The sequence below is a fragment of the Desulfobulbus oligotrophicus genome (assembly GCF_016446285.1).
GTDB classification, from domain to species: domain Bacteria; phylum Desulfobacterota; class Desulfobulbia; order Desulfobulbales; family Desulfobulbaceae; genus Desulfobulbus; species Desulfobulbus oligotrophicus.
Genome location: NZ_CP054140.1, coordinates 2932370 through 2950509, shown reverse-complemented (window position 1 = coordinate 2950509; position 18140 = coordinate 2932370). Strand labels below are relative to the sequence as shown.

The 18140-nt window shown below is 50.4% G+C and carries 12 protein-coding genes, 1 pseudogene and 1 riboswitch; of the genes and pseudogenes, 9 read left to right on the top strand and 4 right to left on the bottom strand.

The window, feature by feature from the left end; translation table 11 throughout:
* Positions 1-175 precede the first annotated feature (175 nt).
* Entirely contained in the window at positions 176-460 is a 285-nt protein-coding gene (locus tag HP555_RS13380; RefSeq protein WP_199263067.1) for a hypothetical protein, read from the top strand.
* A 128-nt stretch (positions 461-588) separates the two neighbouring features.
* Positions 589-1386 carry an EI24 domain-containing protein gene (locus HP555_RS13375; RefSeq protein ID WP_199263066.1) on the top strand — a complete coding sequence of 266 codons (798 nt, stop codon included), beginning with the start codon at positions 589-591 and terminating at the stop codon, positions 1384-1386.
* Between the two features lie 62 nt (positions 1387-1448).
* On the opposite strand, the gene HP555_RS13370 is transcribed toward HP555_RS13375, so the two are convergent.
* Complete coding sequence (locus HP555_RS13370) at positions 1449-3317, bottom strand: hybrid sensor histidine kinase/response regulator (RefSeq protein ID WP_199263065.1); 1869 nt, start codon at positions 3315-3317, stop codon at positions 1449-1451.
* A 429-nt stretch (positions 3318-3746) separates the two neighbouring features.
* Between HP555_RS13370 and HP555_RS13365 the strand changes: the two genes are divergently transcribed.
* From HP555_RS13365 to HP555_RS13355, 3 genes are all read left to right on the top strand, one after another.
* Complete coding sequence (locus tag HP555_RS13365; RefSeq protein ID WP_199263064.1) at positions 3747-4877, top strand: MBL fold metallo-hydrolase; 1131 nt, start codon at positions 3747-3749, stop codon at positions 4875-4877.
* A gap of 114 nt (positions 4878-4991) precedes the next feature.
* On the top strand, positions 4992-5786 hold the full coding sequence (locus tag HP555_RS13360; protein WP_199263063.1) for a L,D-transpeptidase family protein: 795 nt from the start codon (positions 4992-4994) through the stop codon (positions 5784-5786).
* Positions 5787-6119: a PilZ domain-containing protein gene (locus tag HP555_RS13355; protein WP_199263062.1), complete on the top strand. Its 333-nt coding sequence runs from the start codon at positions 5787-5789 to the stop codon at positions 6117-6119.
* Positions 6120-6327: 208 nt separating this feature from the next.
* Here the strand turns inward: HP555_RS13355 and aspA are convergent, their stop codons facing one another.
* Entirely contained in the window at positions 6328-8202 is a 1875-nt protein-coding gene (aspA, locus tag HP555_RS13350; protein WP_199263061.1) for an aspartate ammonia-lyase, read from the bottom strand.
* Between the two features lie 916 nt (positions 8203-9118).
* On the opposite strand from aspA, the gene HP555_RS13345 reads away from it, so the two are divergent.
* The 3 genes from HP555_RS13345 to HP555_RS13335 all read left to right on the top strand — a co-directional run bounded on the left by HP555_RS13345 (position 9119) and on the right by HP555_RS13335 (position 16201).
* Complete coding sequence (locus HP555_RS13345; protein WP_199263060.1) at positions 9119-10348, top strand: exonuclease SbcCD subunit D C-terminal domain-containing protein; 1230 nt, start codon at positions 9119-9121, stop codon at positions 10346-10348.
* A gap of 11 nt (positions 10349-10359) precedes the next feature.
* Complete coding sequence (locus tag HP555_RS13340) at positions 10360-13626, top strand: AAA family ATPase (RefSeq protein ID WP_199263059.1); 3267 nt, start codon at positions 10360-10362, stop codon at positions 13624-13626.
* Positions 13627-13736: 110 nt separating this feature from the next.
* A riboswitch (cobalamin riboswitch) is annotated at positions 13737-13936 on the top strand.
* Between the two features lie 198 nt (positions 13937-14134).
* Entirely contained in the window at positions 14135-16201 is a 2067-nt protein-coding gene (locus tag HP555_RS13335) for a TonB-dependent receptor (RefSeq protein WP_199263058.1), read from the top strand.
* 357 nt (positions 16202-16558) lie between these two features.
* Here HP555_RS13335 and HP555_RS13330 read toward each other — a convergent pair whose 3' ends face one another.
* Both HP555_RS13330 and HP555_RS14415 read right to left on the bottom strand, forming a co-directional pair.
* Positions 16559-17086, bottom strand: a complete 528-nt coding sequence (locus tag HP555_RS13330; protein WP_199263057.1) for a type II TA system antitoxin MqsA family protein — start codon at positions 17084-17086, stop codon at positions 16559-16561.
* Positions 17087-17096: 10 nt separating this feature from the next.
* A pseudogene (locus HP555_RS14415) lies at positions 17097-17555 on the bottom strand (transposase).
* 105 nt (positions 17556-17660) lie between these two features.
* Here HP555_RS14415 and HP555_RS13315 point away from each other — a divergent pair.
* Positions 17661-18044 carry a hypothetical protein gene (locus HP555_RS13315; protein ID WP_199264583.1) on the top strand — a complete coding sequence of 128 codons (384 nt, stop codon included), beginning with the start codon at positions 17661-17663 and terminating at the stop codon, positions 18042-18044.
* Positions 18045-18140: the final 96 nt, after the last annotated feature.

Here is an 18140-nt window from a genome sequence, read left to right as displayed (position 1 = left end):
TAAGGCGTGCTCGCCAGATGTCTGCCCTGGAAAAAATTGTTTGCAGGTTGGCCGGTGCACTGCTTAACCATACAGTGAAGCCTTGGACCGACAGGCCCGTCTTTTGCGGGTATGTATCACTTGATCCATGTGAAAATCATAAACTTCGTATCAATAGAACTCAAAGAGGAGAGCTATGGGATTGCTGCCGATTACAGAAAAAGGAAAACCGGTTACCTGTCAGGTAGACTGGCCGTTGTTTTATATGAATGATTTTTCCCGAATGGGAATTGTCGTTACCCGGTTGGATGATGCTGTTATCGCTCTCAAAAACAGTGGTTGTGCAATTCATGAAAATGAGCAGGGCTGTTTTCTTGACATCAGCGGTGAAAAACAGCTGCATCAGGCTGTTCAGGCGCTCTCTGCCTGTCATTTAGAGTACGAAATGGCGGATTTGGTGAGTTGTGCATACCAGGGGTGATAAGTACCTGGTCCGCCCGGTGGGCGGAATACAATAGTCTGTTTTCAGGAGAGGAAGGGAGAACCACCTTTTCGTTACTGTCATGAACTCGATCGACAGACTTCAAACAGCTGTCTACCATACCTGTTATGCCGATTACTGCACCACCTTCTCCGGACGACAGACACCAGACTCCCTGGGTGGCTTTTTCCCGTTCCCTGGTCTTTCTTGTTACGTCACCCCGACTGCTGGGCTGGAGCCTGATTCTGATCATCCTCACCGGTTCACTTACCTGGCTGGGATACCTGTATACTGTTGATCTTATCAATCAGCTCACCGGTAATTTTTTTGTTAATCAGCCGGCTGTGGAACATTTCTGGCACTGGCCCGTGCTTTGGGGCTGGACGTTGCTGAAATGGATATACCTCATTCTTACTCGGGTTATCGCCTTTTACCTGGCCTTTATTTTTTCTTACAGTCTGACAACCCCGGGCTATGTCTTTCTTAGCTCCTGGACTGGTGACCGTTACTGTGATCAGGCAAAAACCGGCGAAGCTGCCTTCAGTCTCTCGGGTGTGCTTGTGGATCTCATTGAAGGCATCAAGATCGGTGGCCTGGGGTTGGTGGTCACCGTTGTTGCCTTAGTACTGAACTTTATGCCGGTTCTGGGACAGGCGTCAGTCTTTCTGCTGTATGTTTTTTATTCCACCCTGATGTTTATTGATTTTCCATCTTCCCGTTACCGTTGGTCACTGGGGCAAAAGCTTGCCTGGCTCAGGCAGCATACCTGGCCTTCATTTCGACTTGGTCTCTTCCCGGCACTGATCAGCATGGTGCCTTTGCTGAACGTGTTTTTGATGGCATTTTTCTTCCCGCTCTTTACTGTCCACGCTACGCTTAACTTTCTTGAAATCGAAGGAAGGAGAGCATCTGTATCTACACTCTGAATCGTTGGTGTGAACGCTGCGGCTCTCACCGAAGAATTTTTTAGAGCCATGCTATTGCATGATTAACCGTCAAGAACAGAACGGATGCAGTGGGCAAGATCCGACATGACCACAGGCTTGTGCAGAAATCCATCGATGCCGATGGATTTTGCACTGCGACTGTCCAGTTGTTCGCTAAAACCGGTGCACAGAATGACCTTGACATGCGGCTGTATCCTTTTAATTTCCCGATACAGCTGCAAACCAGTCATCTGCGGCATGGTTAGATCAGCCATCACCAGATCGATACGGTCTGCAAGGTTACGGAAGGCTTCCAGCGCATCGTAGCCGCTGATACGGGCCGTTACTGTATAACCAAGTTTTTCAAGCATGCCGGTGGTGACATCGGCAATCGATTTTTCGTCGTCAACCACCAGAATATGTTCATTTCCAACCGGCAGCATGTTCGAATCCCCATAGATGATCGGATCCTGTACAGCAGCTAATTCCACGGCCGGAAAATAAAGGGTAAAGGTGGTTCCCTCACCAACAGCACTCGTAACCAGGATCTCGCCACCGTATCCGCGTAAAATTCCCAAAACCACTGTCAGCCCCAGACCGGTTCCTTTATCTCGCGGTTTTGTTGTAAAGTACGGATTAAAAATTTTGGAAACGGTCAGCTGATCCATACCATGCCCTGTATCAACAACACGAAGTTGTTGATACAGGCCTGGCGAAACAGGAGGTTCAGAGGATGAATCAATGCCCAGGGAAACTGTTTCCAGGTGGATACTGAGGCAACCGCCTTTTTCTTCCATGGCATGGAAGGCATTGGTTACCAGGTTCATAATCACCTGGTGCAACTGTGTTGCATCGGCCATGATCTGGAGACAGGTCTCGGGTACATCACAGGTGATACTGATGTTCGCCGGCAGGGTCGGTTGTGTGAGGTTGATGATTTCCTGAATGATTTCAACAAGAGACACAGGTTTGATTTCCTGATCAACTTGACGACTGAAGACCAGGATCTGTTTTACAAGATTGCGGGCGCGTTTGGAGGCTTCAATAATGTTTTGACAGTGCTGTTGTACAGGAGCGTTGTCCGGGTTTTCGAGCAGCATCAGTTCAGCGCGTCCCATGATAGGAGCAAGCAGGTTGTTGAAGTCATGGGCAATACCACCGGCCAGGCTGCCGATAGCCTCTAGTTTTTGAGTGTGCTGCAGCTGTTCTTCAAAAGCCTTGTTCTCATTACGCAGTCGTACCTGCTCCGTAATATCTATGACACTTGCAAAGACTTTGTTCCAGTTTTGTTCAAATCCGCTGGCAACCACAACTCGCCGTTCAACGATGAGCGTTGCACCGTTCAACGTTCTGTTTTCCAGTACATTCTCGCTGTTTCCGTTTGTAAAAATTTTTACCAATTCATTTTTAAAAGCAAATAGCTGACTGTCCGGCAAGATGCGAGTCAGTGTATGAAGAGCATTGGGTGTTGTTGCCTCGTAGAGGGAAAGAGCGGCCTGGTTGGCGGCCTGTATCCGAACCATACCAGCACAGCGGGCCAGACTTTCCGGGTTATCGGCAAAGTAGCGGCGCAGGTCCTTGACCCCTTGTTTTGTTAGCTGGTCGAGAAAGGTTTTAACCTCACTGTGATCCTCTTCCAACAGTGGAATGGGGGAATGTTCGAAAAGGAGATGGTAACGGGCCTCAGTTTCTGCAAGTGCTTTGGACTTATTTGATATGATGGATTTTTTTTTCTGATTGAGGATGATCAGTATCAAGAACAGTAGGAGGACTATGAACAATCCGGCAATAGTTGGAATGTCAAGGGTGGGAGGTATCTGGGGATTGGCTGAACCAAACTGGATGCTTTTTTTTTCCGGAATCGCTGCAGCAGCAAACATACAGAATCGGACCTGAGCAAGCGATATGATCCAGCCGTAGATGATATTCATAATCAATATTAAGGTGTTCTTTGCAGGAAGTTTACGACAACATCGAACTGTCTGTAGTGGCTGAAGACGCAGAGGTCTTTAAGAGGCGAGCAGACATTGAAAGACGGCATAGTGTTTTTATTTTAGGTGGTGTATCTGCCAGATGTCAAAGGAAATGAGATGGACTGTCTGTGAAGGATGTTTTCACCGGGCTGCTTTTCATCTGTTGTTATTTTTCGTAGCGGACAGTGACCTGTTGCTGTCATTTCCAACCGGCCGGCCCGGTCCGGGACATTCCGGAAGTGGTATGGTTGGCCAGATGACTGAGATCTGTCATAAAGAGTTACCGGAGATCTGTTGATAACCTTATTATACCATTGACAATATACGACTCTTTCGATAGCGTGATTTGAATGGTAAACGGTTTTGAATGTAGCTTGGGAGGATGCCGTGACAGTACAGACATACGAGGCAAAAGAGTTGTTTCACTGGCTGGTAACCCGAGAGGATATCGTGGTGGTCGATGTCCGTAATCCAAAGGATTTCGAACGGTTTCATATAGAGAGTCCCTATCCCTTTGAGCAGATAAACATCTCTTATTACGAGTTTATGGAGGATGAGGCTGAGGCAATGAGCCGGACACCACCGGACAGAAAAATCCGCATTGTCTGCGCCAAAGAAGGTTCTGCTCGTTATGTTGCCGAAATTTTCGAACGCCACGGCTACGATGTACGCTATCTGGCCGGCGGTATCAAGACGTGGGGTAACCTTCTGGTGCCGAAACTTGTGCAACAGGGAGAAGATTATACGCTCTACCAGTTTATCCGCCCCGGCAAGGCCTCCTGCAGCTATGGCCTGATCAGTGGTCAGGAGATGATGGTCTTTGATCCTTCACGCAACCTCGAGTTTTACATCGACTTTGCCCAAAAACACGGCTGCACCATCACCAAGACCTTTGAGACACATCTCCAGGCCGACTATATCGCCGGCAGTCGGGATCTTGCCGGTCGCACCGGTGCTGTGTTTTACGCGAACGATGAGGACTTCAAAACCTCCAGAAATTCCTACATATCCTTACGGGATGGTGAAATTCTTGGTTTCAGCAGCGGCGGTCCCAGGGTGCGGGTGCTGTTCACTCCGGGACATACGCCAGGCTCAACTTCTTTTATTGTTGCTGAACAGTACATCATTTCCGGAGATACGGTGTTCATCAACTCAGTCGGTCGTCCGGATCTGGGTGGGCAGGCTAAAGAGTGGGCAGGCCAGCTCTTTGCCTCAATACAGAAGATCAAACAGCTTGATCGTTCACTGATCGTGCTCCCGGGACATTACTCTGACTGGGGAGAGGCTGATACTAACCTGCTGTTTGCCCATACGCTGGCCGAGATTCTTGAGCGGAATGGCGCTATTTACAACCTTGATACCGAGGCGGACTTTGTGACCTTCATAGAGGCAAACATGCGGCCGCAACCCGAAGAGTATGATATTATCCGCCAGGTGAATGCCAATCTTCGCGAGGAAGACGATGAGCGGCAGGAAGAGCTGGACCTCGGCAAAAATGAATGTGCGGCTTCCGGGTAGACGGAAGCGCAGAAAGAACGGACTGGCTGATATACACTGGTGGCCATTGTAGTGTCTGGTGATGTTGATTCTATAACCGGGCGTTTTTCTATCTTTTTATTTGGGTAAAGATTCATGCGTTCTGATCGGATTCATGTGGCTCTGTGTAAAAGTCTGAGAATTTTGTCTTTTTTCCTCTGTGCCGGGGTTCTGTCCGTCTGCCAGGCAGCAGCAGCCGAACCGCCGTCGACGCCTAAGTCAGAAGGGTTGATGGTGAACATCCGACCCAAAGTCGAACAGGAGCTGCTGGGTAAAGGTTTTGCTCTTGGTCAGCCTATTTTTGTCCGTATTTTTAAGTTGCCCGGTGTACTGGAAGTCTGGATGAACAGAGGAAGAGGTTTTGAACTGTTCAAGTCGTATCGTATCTGTAACTATTCAGGTTTTCCCGGTCCTAAGATCAGTGAAGGAGACTGGCAGGCACCAGAAGGGTTTTACAGTGTTGCCGCTGAACAGATGAATCCGAAATCAGGGTATCATCTGGCCTTTGATATAGGGTATCCCAATGCGTTTGATACAGCTAAAAACCGGACCGGTGGTTTGATCATGGTACATGGCAACTGCCAGTCTGTGGGTTGTTTTGCCATGACGAACGGTCGTATGGAAGAGATCTATCTGCTTGCCAATGAGTCGCTGAAACAGGGGCAGGAGCGTTTTGATGTGCACATCTTCCCCTTTGCCCTGACACCACGGAACCTCAACAAATTCGCAGTTTCCCCCTGGATTAAATTCTGGCGAAGCCTGGAACCAGTCTACACAGCCTTTGAAAATTCAAAGCGGGTTCCTGATGTTACTGTCCAAAATGGTGAGTATATCGTTGGGTCGTCAGCTCGAAAACTGGCTATGCAGCACGTGTTTGCCGAGGATCGATAAATGAACACCGGAGAACGACGCAAAGCACAACGGATTAGTTTTGTCGGTACTGCGGTGCTTCGTCATGGAGAAAACCAGACCTTGGAGACTGCAGTTGATACACACAATATAAGTCTTGCCGGGGTGTTCCTTGAGACACCACAGCGTCTTACCCTTGATACTCCCTGTGAAGTTGAGATTCACCTGACCGGTACTACCAGCAGCATGGAGTTTCGTGCGCAGGGGGTTGTCCGTCGTCATGATGCTGTCGGCATGGGAGTAGCTTTCACCCATCTGGATCCCGACAGCTATCTGCATATTTTAAACCTTGTGAAGCTGCATGCAGCTGTCTGAGCAAGCTCCGTTGGTACTGATTGTGTCTTGGAGCAAAAACACTGTTTCCACCCGATAAAGACAACACGCCGGCGCAAACGACGAAGGGTTTGGTGCTACCCTGCCGCCCGCGTGTTTCATTGTGCCAACGCGGGTCTTTATCCAGGCAGACCGCAGCCCTGGTGACACAGGTGTCCGGTGCTGTGTCTGCGAGTGCGTACGCTATCGGTTAAGCCTGATATCTGGGAATCTCGCGAGGATCGGTCATGTTTTCCGGTCGCAGCAGATCATCTAACTGTTCTTTGGATAATAAACCTTTATCCAGGATGAGGCAGTATACTGAAGCTCCTGTTTGCAGAGCCTCCATGGCGATATCTGCTGATTGATCGTAACCGATGATCGGTACGATTGCAGTTATCAGGCCGATGCTGTCCTCCACATACATGAGGCATTGCTCACGGTTGGCTGTCAAACCGTTGATACAGCGTGCTGCCAGGGTAATGCAGGCGTTTTTGAGAATCATTATGCCGTGCAGGAGGTCGTAGGCGATAATGGGCTCGGCCATGCACAGTTCCAGCTCACTGGCTTCGGCAGCCATCGAGACAACCGTATCGTATCCCATAACCTGGTAGCACACCTGGTTCACCAGTTCTGGTATAACCGGGTTTACTTTACCGGGCATAATCGTTGATCCGGGCTGCATCGGCGGCAGGTTGATTTCGTTGAGCCCGCATCGGGGGCCGGATGATAACCAGCGTAAGTCATTGCAGACTTTTGAGATCTGCACGGCAGCTCGTTTCAGGGAGGCGGACATCTGGACAAAGGAACCCGCATTTTGGGTGGCTTCCACCAGGTTGTGTGCCCGGCGAAGGGGAAAGCCGCTGATTTTCGCTAATTTTTTGGTCACCAGATCCGCGTAACCGGGTGGACTGTTAATACCGGTACCAATAGCGGTCGCTCCCATATTGATGTCCAGCAGCTCATCGGCCCCATGCTCCACTGCCCGAATAGAGCTGCCTATCATCACTGCGTAGGCGCTGAATTCCTGACCGAGTGTCATGGGGACAGCATCCTGATTTTCGGTCCGCCCCATCTTGAGTACGTCTTTAAACTCCTCAGCCTTTCGCTTCAGAGCTCTTTCCAGTTCATGCATTGCCGGCACGAGACTGCGAATGGACAGAAGTACCGCCAGTTTTATCGCTGTTGGGTAGACATCATTGGTCGACTGGGAGCAGTTCACATGATCGTTGGGATGAAGATGTACATAATCACCTTTCTGATGTCCCAACAACTCCAGTCCCCGGTTGGCGATCACCTCATTGGCATTCATGTTGCTGGAGGTACCGGCACCTCCCTGGAACATGTCAACAGTGAACTGATCGTGCAGTTGACCTTTCAGCAGTTCATCGCATACGGTGCAGATAGTCGCCATCCTCGTCGCATCTAATCTGTCCAGCTCGTAATTAGCCTGAGCTGCGGCCATCTTCACCATGGCCATTCCTTCAATCATGTGTTCAAAGTTATGGATAAACACACCGGAGATGGCAAAGTTTTCCATGGCCCGCAGCGTTTGCACCCCATAGTATGCCTGATTCGGGATCTCGCGCTGGCCCAGAGAGTCGTACTCTGTGCGGAAACCATTTATTTGATGCGTCTCTTGTCTGCTGGTGTAGAGCTGATCGGAGAGCAGGCGCATCCGGCGATTGATACCGACAGCTACCCGGGAAACTATTCGATAGTACCGGTCCGGGTGAGTCTTCTGGCAGGCTGCCAGCTTTTCCCGTGGAATCTGCTGCACGGTTGCGCCATGACGCGTATAGGCGCCGTTGATGTGAACATCATCTTCCAGGAGCAATCCCTCGCTGAGCAGTGCCCCTTTCGACAGTGTCATAATATGCTGGGTTCTCCCATGTAAACCGCGGACGATCTCTACCTCGCCTTCAAGAATAATTCCGGTCCATAATCGAGGAGTAGACTCCTGAAAGAGCCATTCGTTCGGTCCGTAATTGTGATTGCTTCCCTCGGCAAGAAAAGCGGCAAGGTCTGTGGTGTTAATACCGGTAACTCCGGCGGCCTGTTCAATGTGGTGTTGTTTAATGTGCATAATTTTTAAAACGACAGTTGGGTGTTATCACTGTTACCCGATGGTGACAGCACTCTTCAGATCAGTTCCACTCTTAACAAAACAGAATAAAAGGAGCTATGTATTGATAAAATAGAATTTTTGCAAAGCTGTTATTTCTTAAATGCCAGGGTGTTTTTGTCTCAAAGACAGAAAGCATGTCAGGTGTTTGTGTGTCAAAGCTTAGGGTTACCGGAGATTCTTGTACAGCAGCGGGTTGGTCAGAAACTTTATCTGTGCAGAAGATTCTTAATCCTGAGGTTGTCAGGAACGCTTCCCGTCCTGCTGTCCTCCGGCCATTGTCTTGCCATGGTCTTTGAGTATCGCAGTTGCTGGTTGTTTTGTGGATACGTGCAACGCATCTGTTTTTTCGAACAGAAATGTACCTTGAAATCAGTATGAGGCCACAGCGTTTTTTTTCTTTGTTTCACTGCCGTTGCAAAAGTATCCCTGCATATAGCAGCTGTGTCGAGATTTTTCATTGAAAACTTTCCTTATTTGCAGATCGCAGAGTCTGTCCGCATGCTGACGTATTTGTGGTGTCCCGGATATTCGATAGTCTTTACAAAGAGTTGCCGTTAAGATTATCATTTTGCTTGTCTGCCTGTTTTGGTAAACCTGCGCAAGAGTACGGGAGATCTTCGATAAATGCGTAGACTTTCATTGGCATGTACCTTGAGGTGTCTGCCGATAAACAGGTCGGCATTGAGTACAGAGAAGTTGCGATCGAGCTTGGCCGCCAGTATTTGAAAAGATGCTGTCCACTGTTAGAGTGATGATTTTTCAGACGATGAACATTGTTACGGTGCTCGTGTTTATCGCACCCGCTGAACTGACTCTTCATCAACATGTGGCGACGACGTTTTTATGTCTTTTTATCTCAGAGTAAGAGGTGCCTGTGAATATTCTTCATACATCGGACTGGCATATCGGGCGGAGTCTGTACGGCAAAAAACGCTATGCAGAGTTCGATGCCTTTTTGACCTGGCTGCTTACCACAATCCAGGACCATTCGATCAGGGTGCTGCTGGTGGCCGGGGATATCTTTGACAGCAGCACACCGAGTAATCGAGCCCAGAGCCTCTACTACAGTTTTCTGTACAGGGTGGCAGCCTCTTCCTGTCGGCATGTGGTTATCATTGCCGGTAATCATGACTCGCCGTCTTTTCTCAATGCGCCCAAAGAACTGCTCAAAGCTCTTGATATTCATGTGATCGGCAACATTACCGATGATCCTGAAGACGAGGTCCTGGTTCTCTATGATGACCAGGATGTTCCCGAGCTGCTGGTCTGCGCTGTGCCCTATCTTCGGGACCGTGATATTCGCGTTGCCGAGGCAGGGGAGAGCATCGAAGACAAGGAACAGAAGCTGCTTGATGGTCTTCATCGTCAGTATGCCGCAGTTGCTGCCGCAGCCCTGCAAAAACGCCGGCAACTGGGAGCCGACATCCCCATTGTCGGCATGGGACATCTGTTTACCAGCGGAGGAAAAACTGTCGACGGAGATGGTGTGCGTGAACTGTACATCGGTTCCCTGGCCCATGTCACTGCCCGGATCTTTCCACCCTGTTTTACCTATGTGGCGCTGGGACATCTCCATGTTCCGCAGATGGTAGGCGGTCTTGAGACCATCAGGTACAGCGGGTCTCCCTTGCCCATGGGGTTTGGAGAGGCACAGCACCAGAAGAGTGTTTGCCGGGTTGCCTGTAACGGTTCAGCCGTATCTGTGCAGTTAATCGATGTACCGGTGTTGCAGAAGCTCGAACAGATCAGGGGCGACTGGAGTACTATACAGAGCCGCATTATGCAACTTGTGGCCGCTGATTCTCGTGCCTGGCTGGAAGTGATCTACGAGGGGGATGAGGTCATCGGTGATCTGCGTGAGCGTTTGCAAAGAGCTGTTGCCGGTACGGAAATGGGGATTTTGCGGATCAAGAATACCCGTGTTTTCGAGCAGGTACTGCGGCAGACTGCTGCACAGGAGACCCTTGACGACCTGAACGCCGAGGAGGTGTTTGTGCGCTGCCTTGAGATGCATGGAGTGGCGGAAGAGCAGCGTCCGGAACTGTTGCGCACTTACCGGGAAACGCTTCTGTCACTTGCTGAAGACGATGTACAGGCTGAATAGAGAGGCTGTTGATGAGAATACTGCAGATACGTTTCAAAAATCTCAATTCACTGTTCGGTGAATGGGAGATAGATCTGACGCATCCCGCCTATACAGCCGACGGGATCTTTGCCATCACCGGCCCTACGGGGGCCGGTAAGAGTACGGTCCTTGATGCTGTCTGTCTTGCGCTGTACGGGCGGACTCCCCGCCTGAACAGGGTCACCAAAAGCACAAATGAGATCATGTCCCGCCGGACCGGTGAGTGTTTTGCCGAGGTGACTTTCGAAACGCAGGCCGGACGTTTTCGCAGCCATTGGAGCCAGCACCGGGCACGGAGAAGTCCGGATGGTGAGCTTCAGGCTCCGAAACATGAAATCGCCCATGCTGATACAGGTGCAATTGTTGAGTCAAAGATAAGAGAGGTGGCGGAACAGATTGAATCGGCAACAGGTATGGATTTTGACCGTTTCACCCGATCCATGCTGTTGGCCCAGGGCGGTTTTGCCGCATTTCTCCAGGCTGCACCTGATGATCGGGCGCCGATCCTGGAACAGATAACAGGCACGACAATCTACAGCCGGATATCTGTGCGGGTTCATGAACAAAAGCAGCAGGCACGGGAGAAGTTGGCTGTTCTTGAAGCAGAGACAGCGGGAATCGTTGTGTTAACTTCTGAACAGGAACAGGAGGTAGGGCAGACGCTTGAAATAAAGAAGAAAGAGGCTCAGGAACGCACGGCCAGGGTTGCGGTGGCAGAAAAAGGTATCGCCTGGCTCAACATCATCGATGCCCTGCAAAAAGAACGTATTGATCTGATCAATGAGGCAAACAGGCTGCACAAGGAGAGTGCCGCCTTTCAGCCGGAGCGCGACAGGCTTAATCAGGCAATGCAGGCAGCCTTGCTCGATGGTACCTATGCACGGTTGATCGCTGTCCGCAAACAGCAGGCAGACGATCAGGGGAAGCTGGCCAGAGAGGAAAAGATGCTTCCACAACTGGAAGCCGCTGTCACGCATCAGGCCCGGGAACACAAGGCAGCAGAGCAGCAGACCATGCGTGTCAAAGAGGAGCTGAAAAAAGCTGCACCTGTACTGCAAAGGGTCCGCCTCCTTGATCAGAGGCTTGCTGATCAACAGCAGACTGTTGCAGAAGGTGAAGAGGAGTGCAGGCAGGATGCGCTGAAAATCGAGGCTAGCAGGCAGGCCCTTGCCCAGGAGCAGCACAAACGTATCCATACTGAACAACAACTGCAGCAGGCAGATCAATACCTCAGCGAGCATGCACAGGATGAGTGGTTGATCAGTGGGCTGACCGGTGTTGAAGAACAGCTGCAAACTTTATGTGCACAGCAGCAGGAGTTTGTTCAAAAAGAACGCGATTATGAACAGGCGGTGAACAAGCAGAAAGAGGCAATCACGTTACTTGCCGGATATCAAAAGCATATTTGCGGCCACAAGAAAGTGCTGGAAAAAGCCGTGCAAGCGTTGCAGCAGGGCAGGGATAGCCTCCGGCAGATGTTGGGAGATCGACAGCTGCGTGAATATCGTACTGAAAAGGATGGCCTGCTTCGCGAGATGGCCTATGTGGCACGGATAAGCGAGCTTGAAGAGTACCGGGCCAGGTTGGAAGATGGCAGAGCCTGCCCGTTGTGCGGTGCGCTGGAACATCCGTTTGCCAAGGGGAATGTTCCAGCTGTTCATGAGCTTGAAGAGCAGATTACAGCGTTGACCCGGCTGATCAATAAGGCTGAGGATCAGGAGACTGTCATCAGAAAACTTGAAAAAGCTGAAGGTCTGGCTCGGGAGAGGTTGGCAGAAGCTGAAAAGCTTGAGTCAGCAGCTGTCCATGCGCAAAAGACCGCTGCAACAACATGTGCCGTGGCAAAGGAGAGCCTGGAAAAACTCTGTACTGCTGTTGCCGCATCCCGACAGATTGTGGCGGGTAAACTGCAGCCGCTGGGTATCCCTGATATCGGTCAATACGACGTTGCAACACTTGTGGAGATACTTCGGGCACGGCTGCATGCCTGGCTGGATAAGGTGAAACAAAAAGATAAACTCGCAAGGCTGCTTGTCGATAGCACTGGTGCAATCAAGCAGTTAGATGCAATTGTTGAAGCTCAGGATGCAGCCCTGATTGAAAAAACAAAGCGTCTGGAGGTATTAAAGACAGCATTGACCAGCAGCAGTGATGAGCGCAAAGCACTGTACGGCACGACAGATCCTGATGCTGAGGAAAGGCGTCTCAGCAGGGGTGTGGCTGATGCTGAAAGAGCTGAGAAGCTGGCCAGGGAGCGATACAGTGCGGTGCAGCAGCAGCAAACGGCTGTACTGGCACATATTGAATCTTTGCAAAAAAACATCAACCAGCGTGGGGGGGAGCTGCACAAACACGAAGTGGAATTTCTTGCTGAGCTCCGATCTGCAGGTTTTACCCATGAAGCGCAGGTTGTCGAGGCAATGCTTCCTGCTGTCAGGCGGGCGGAACTGTCTGCACAGGCAAAGAAGCTCGACGATCGACAGACCGACCTCAACGCCCGGCAGGAGGACCGGGAAAAGCGATTAGCCAGGGAGATGAGTCGACAGGTAACTGATAAATCTTTGCAGGAACTTGAGCTGCAACGTACACGCTGTGAAGCATTGCTCAAAGAGTCGCGAGATGCCATTGCCGGTCTTGAACACAGGTTGAAAGAGCATGCCGTTGCAAAGGAGCGGATACAGGAGAGGCGGGCAATGATAGCGGCCCAGAAAAAAGACTGTCGCCGGTGGGAGAACCTGCACGAGTTAATCGGTTCGGCTGACGGGAAAAAATATCGGAACTTTGCCCAAGGGCTGACCTTTGACATCATGATCGGATACGCCAACAGGCAACTGCAGAAAATGAGCGATCGCTACCTGCTGATTCGCAATGAAAAACAACCGCTTGATCTTGATGTGATCGATACCTATCAGGCAAGCGAGGTCCGGTCCACCAGAAATCTTTCCGGTGGCGAGAGTTTTATCGTCAGCCTGGCGCTCGCACTGGGCCTGTCTCAGATGGCCGGCAAAAATGTCCGGGTGGATTCACTGTTTCTGGATGAAGGGTTCGGCACCCTGGATGAAGAGGTTTTGGATACGGCGCTGGAGGCTCTTTCGGGCCTGCAGCAGGACGGTAAACTGATCGGTGTCATATCGCATGTTGCCGCCCTCAAAGACCGGATCAGTACGCAGATACAGATCTCTCCCCGAACCGGTGGGCAAAGTCAGATACAAGGTCCCGGCTGTCAGCGGATCGCATCGGGTTCTGTGGGGTCTTGAGAAGAGTCGGGGGGGGGAACGTGGTAAGGAAATTTGTATGCAGTTTTTACGGTTTATCCGTGTGTTGTATTGTGTAAACCGGGCTTGACAATCCCGGTGTTTTACTTTAATGGTCTGCTGTATCTTCAGGTGCTTGTGTAGCCTAACAAGGGAACCCCGTGCAATTCGGGGACGAGCCCATCGCTGTAAATCCTCTCGTCGCTCTTTGGTGCGACGCGTTTTCGCCTTTGCGTGTCACTGTCCTGTATCAGGATGGGAAGGCCGCGAAAACGGGACAAGTCAGAAGACCTGCCTGAAGTTTTTTCCGTAGATTGCTTTGGACGAGCGTCTTGCGGGTATAATTTTCAGGATAACAGGGCGTCCTGGGTCGATTTCGACTCAGGACGCCTTTTTTATTTGTGATACAGAGATGTTGCGGAGCCGAGGCTGCAAGATAAGGGGCTTGCAGAACATATCAACGCCGACAGCCTGTGTCGGCAAAAGGACAACAAAGGGAGGGAGGAGTTGTATGAAACAAAAACTGGGTGTATCGATGCTGGTTCTGGTACCACTGTCACTGTCGACCATGTCCTGGGGACAGGACTCCGTTGTTTTAGACACAATGGTCGTCACTGCCGACTCAACGGAAGCAACCAAACGGGAGGTGACGTCCAACATTGTTGTTTTTACTGAACAGGAGATCAGGAACTCCACAGCAAAAGATGTGGGCGAGTTTTTAAGTAAAAAAGGCTTTCAGACCTATACGACCAGCGGTAACGGCGCCGGCGGCAGTGCTCTGTATATCCGGGGTATCGGCAACTCCTCCATGAGCAATGAACTGGAGGGGGCAACGCTCATTCTACTGAACGGGCACCGCACCGGCACCAGTTTTCTGAACCTGAAAGATCTGGGCAATGTGGAGCGCATTGAACTGATCAGAGGGCCTGCAGCCGTGCAATACGGCACTTCAGCCATTGGCGGCGTGGTGAACATCATCACCAAGCGTGGTGAGGAGGGTTTTACCACCAGTGCAGAGCTTGGAATCGGCAGCTATGGCCGTTTTGATCAGCAGGTGGCGTTGTCCGGCGGGAAGGGTGGCTTTGATTTTTCCGGTGCACTGACACACAGTAGAATTGGTGATTACGAAACCGGATTCGGAGAAAAATGGCGGCACACCAGTGTTGACGGCCGCACCGGGGTGGACCTGGACGCCGGCTACACGTTTTTAGAAAACCACCGGGTAGGCGCCCATCTCAACTACTTCAAGCTTGATGACGGACAGGTCCCTTTTAGCGGTTGGCCGGATTCCTCACTGTATCCGGACTCGTTTGGCAGTTCTGATGAGACCGCATCCAATACCACTTTGAGTTATGCAGGTGCGACCAAAGATAAAACACTCAGTTGGGCGGCTGACTATACATTTGGCAAACATGAGAGCCGACGCCTGAATTACACTGATCGCAACCTTCCCTGGTCAACTGTACACTATCCTGTGTCTGATGGCTGGAGTAACGGTGATACCGATCTGCAGCAGGGACAGGCCCGCGTGACATATGACAGAGAGCTTGTCACACTGACCGCCGGGTTTGATTACATCAGGTATGATCTGGACACATCCTCGGACTATGGCTACGGTTCTTCCCGTACCAGTGCAAAATCCACTGATTACGCCGGGTATCTGCTGGGTAAGCTGCGCCTTTTTGATGAGAAGGTTATCCTGTCTGCCGGTGGTCGCTATGACTCGTACAAGAATACCGACAAGGTCGCCGGTATCCGGTCCTCTGACACAAATTTTGCCCCTTCGCTGGGTGTGGCCTGGTTGCCGATGGATATCCTCAAGCTGCGAGCGAACTATGCTGAAGGTTTCCACATGCCCACACCGCGCCAGATGGCGGGTGACTCGTATAACTATTTTCCCAATGCCGATTTAAATCCGGAAAAGAGTCAGAGTTTTGAAGTGGGGGCTGATCTGGCCTGGAAGTTTGTCGATGCGGAGTTAACCTACTTTCATACCGATTATAAAGACAAGATCGTATCCCGTTCCGTCAGGCCTTATGGAGAATATCCCAATACAGTTTTTGAAAACCTGACAGGTAAAGCTGTGTATGCCGGTCTTGAGTTCGGTTTGGGCGTTGACGTTGGCAAGGCTTTTGATCAGGAGTTTTCGCTGCGACCCTACGGCAACCTGACCGTGATGACCCAGCGGAAAAACGAGGACCACCGTCCGGACTTTATGGTGGCTCAAGATCCGGACACCCTGCCGTACGTCCCCAAGGTGACCGCATCCTATGGCCTGTCTTTCAGTCACCATGGTGTTGATTTGTCGGCAACGCTGAACGCCTCGTATATCGGCAAAGCCTACTCTAAAGACTGGAACTATTACTCAGGCAGTCCGACCTATGGTGAGTATCGAAAGTTCGGTGATTTCACGGTTGTTGATCTGAGTGTACAAAAAGGACTGCTGGATATTGAGGGGAAGGGGCGGCTGGAGCTGCGGGCCGAGGTGAACAACATCTTTGACAAAGACTATGCCTATACCATGGATTATCCCATGCCTGGCCGTAACTTTTATGTGGGCTTGAGGTATACGTATTGATTATTGCTCATCGGTCTGCTCGGGACGGCTGGACAGCCGTCCCGAGCAGCAGAACGTATCTCTATGCTTTTTGTTTGATCGTTGGTGAGGGCATCGTCTGTGGAATGTTTAAAAGTAGGGTGCCTTTCGATGATTAATCATGATCAGGTGACGACCGGGACAGAACCAATAAACTCTGACGGTGTTTTTAGTGTACGCTAAGCAGACAAACCTGTCATTAGGGTGCAGGGCTGTCCTGTTTATGCGACTGTTGGTTTGCAGGTCTTTTTTGTGCCTGACTTAAAGACTTTTTTATATTTATAAATCAAACGGTTGTTTGAAGTACCTGGTTTGTACAACCTTAGAAGTGGGACCGGGTCAGGACACCCCACTGGCGGTAACATCTCCAAGCAGCCATTCTTGCGGGTTGAGGATAATCTGACTGGGCTGCTCAATCTCTTTCCGCTTGGAAGAAAGGTTTTTGAAAAGATTGACTGTCAGCGCGTCGTTACAGTCGCTTCTCTCTGCCGTGCATGCCATATATACCATGCGAAGCAGCCTGTCATAAGGATCACTGATCGTCTTTTTTCCGTTTTCCCACCGAGAATAAACAGAGGGGTTTACTCCCAATATCTTGGCCATATCTTTTGCCTTGAGATGCATGTTCTTGCGAAGGAATATAATTTCTTCGGGTTTGAGCAAGGCCTTTTTGTTGGCGCAGATATCTTTTCCTATCACCTTGTGAAGATCCTGGATTTTCGGGAGAGCCGCAAAAGTTTCACCACAGCTGGTACACTGGTACTGGGTGATACCATAAAGGACAACATCCAGACCGCTTTCCGTATATTCGTATGGCTTGTCCTTGATGACCTCAACAGGGCCATTGCACAGTGCGCAAATTTTCATTTTTTTCCTCCTAAGAAAGAACCGTCACACGAACAATTGCGTTTCTATGAATGATAGCAGTGACAGCACTTCCGTCAGTACCGTCCAGATCTGGGCCAGTTATTGTATATCTCCAGTTGCCGGCACTGTTCACGAACTGCTTACCTGTAATGGTTCCATACAAAAGAATATATTCAACATCATGCAGGGTGTAACCCCGCTCTTTCATCCTTTCTTTTGCATGTCTGGAGACAATGAACTCACCATCCATGGACAGAATTTCTTTGATCAGGGTATGGACATTTTCCTTTTCCAGCTCTTTCATGCGAGCCATCATGGATGCATCCATACCGCCGAACTTGGCCCGTCATTTGTCAAAAGGCGTACTACTTATGGCGTGCTCGCGGCAAAGTTCGGGAACGGGTATCCCATTCTCGGACTGCTTTAAAATCGCCAAAATTTGACTATCCATGAATCCTGACTTTTTCATCATAAAATCCCCATCTTGCTTATTCTCGGAAATTCTACTCTGAAATGATCCTTTTTCTGGGGGGATTACCAACCGACCATACATCTGGGGCCGAGCATCGCGGCGATGGAACGGAAAGGAATCCGTACGAAGCGCGGCAACCAGAATATCCAACCCCAGTCTCCGGCTCCAATGGCTGCTCCGACAAAAGACGAAAGCCGGACCGCCCTGCCGGCGATTGCCAAGCTGGAATCACACAAAACAGACAACCATTATCTGGAGCAAATCAAGCCCAACATGGAATACTTTGCCGAGTCGGACGACAAGGCCGAGGCCTTTGCGTTCTGCCGGGAGCGAATGGAAGCCGATATGACCATGGAATCGCCGCGTCGAAAAAAAAATGAGCCGAGAACTTTCCGAAAGGCTCTGGCGTTTCGGCGGCACAGACACACAGTAAATTGCTCTACACCAAGAGGCCTTGAACCATATCTACCTTGCCCTGGGTCGTGAACAGGTCTTTGCGGAAGTAGTCAGGGGGATTGATATGGCTTTGGAGTACAACTGAGGGCTCGACCGATGAAAAATCGAACACTCAAAGTCATTGGG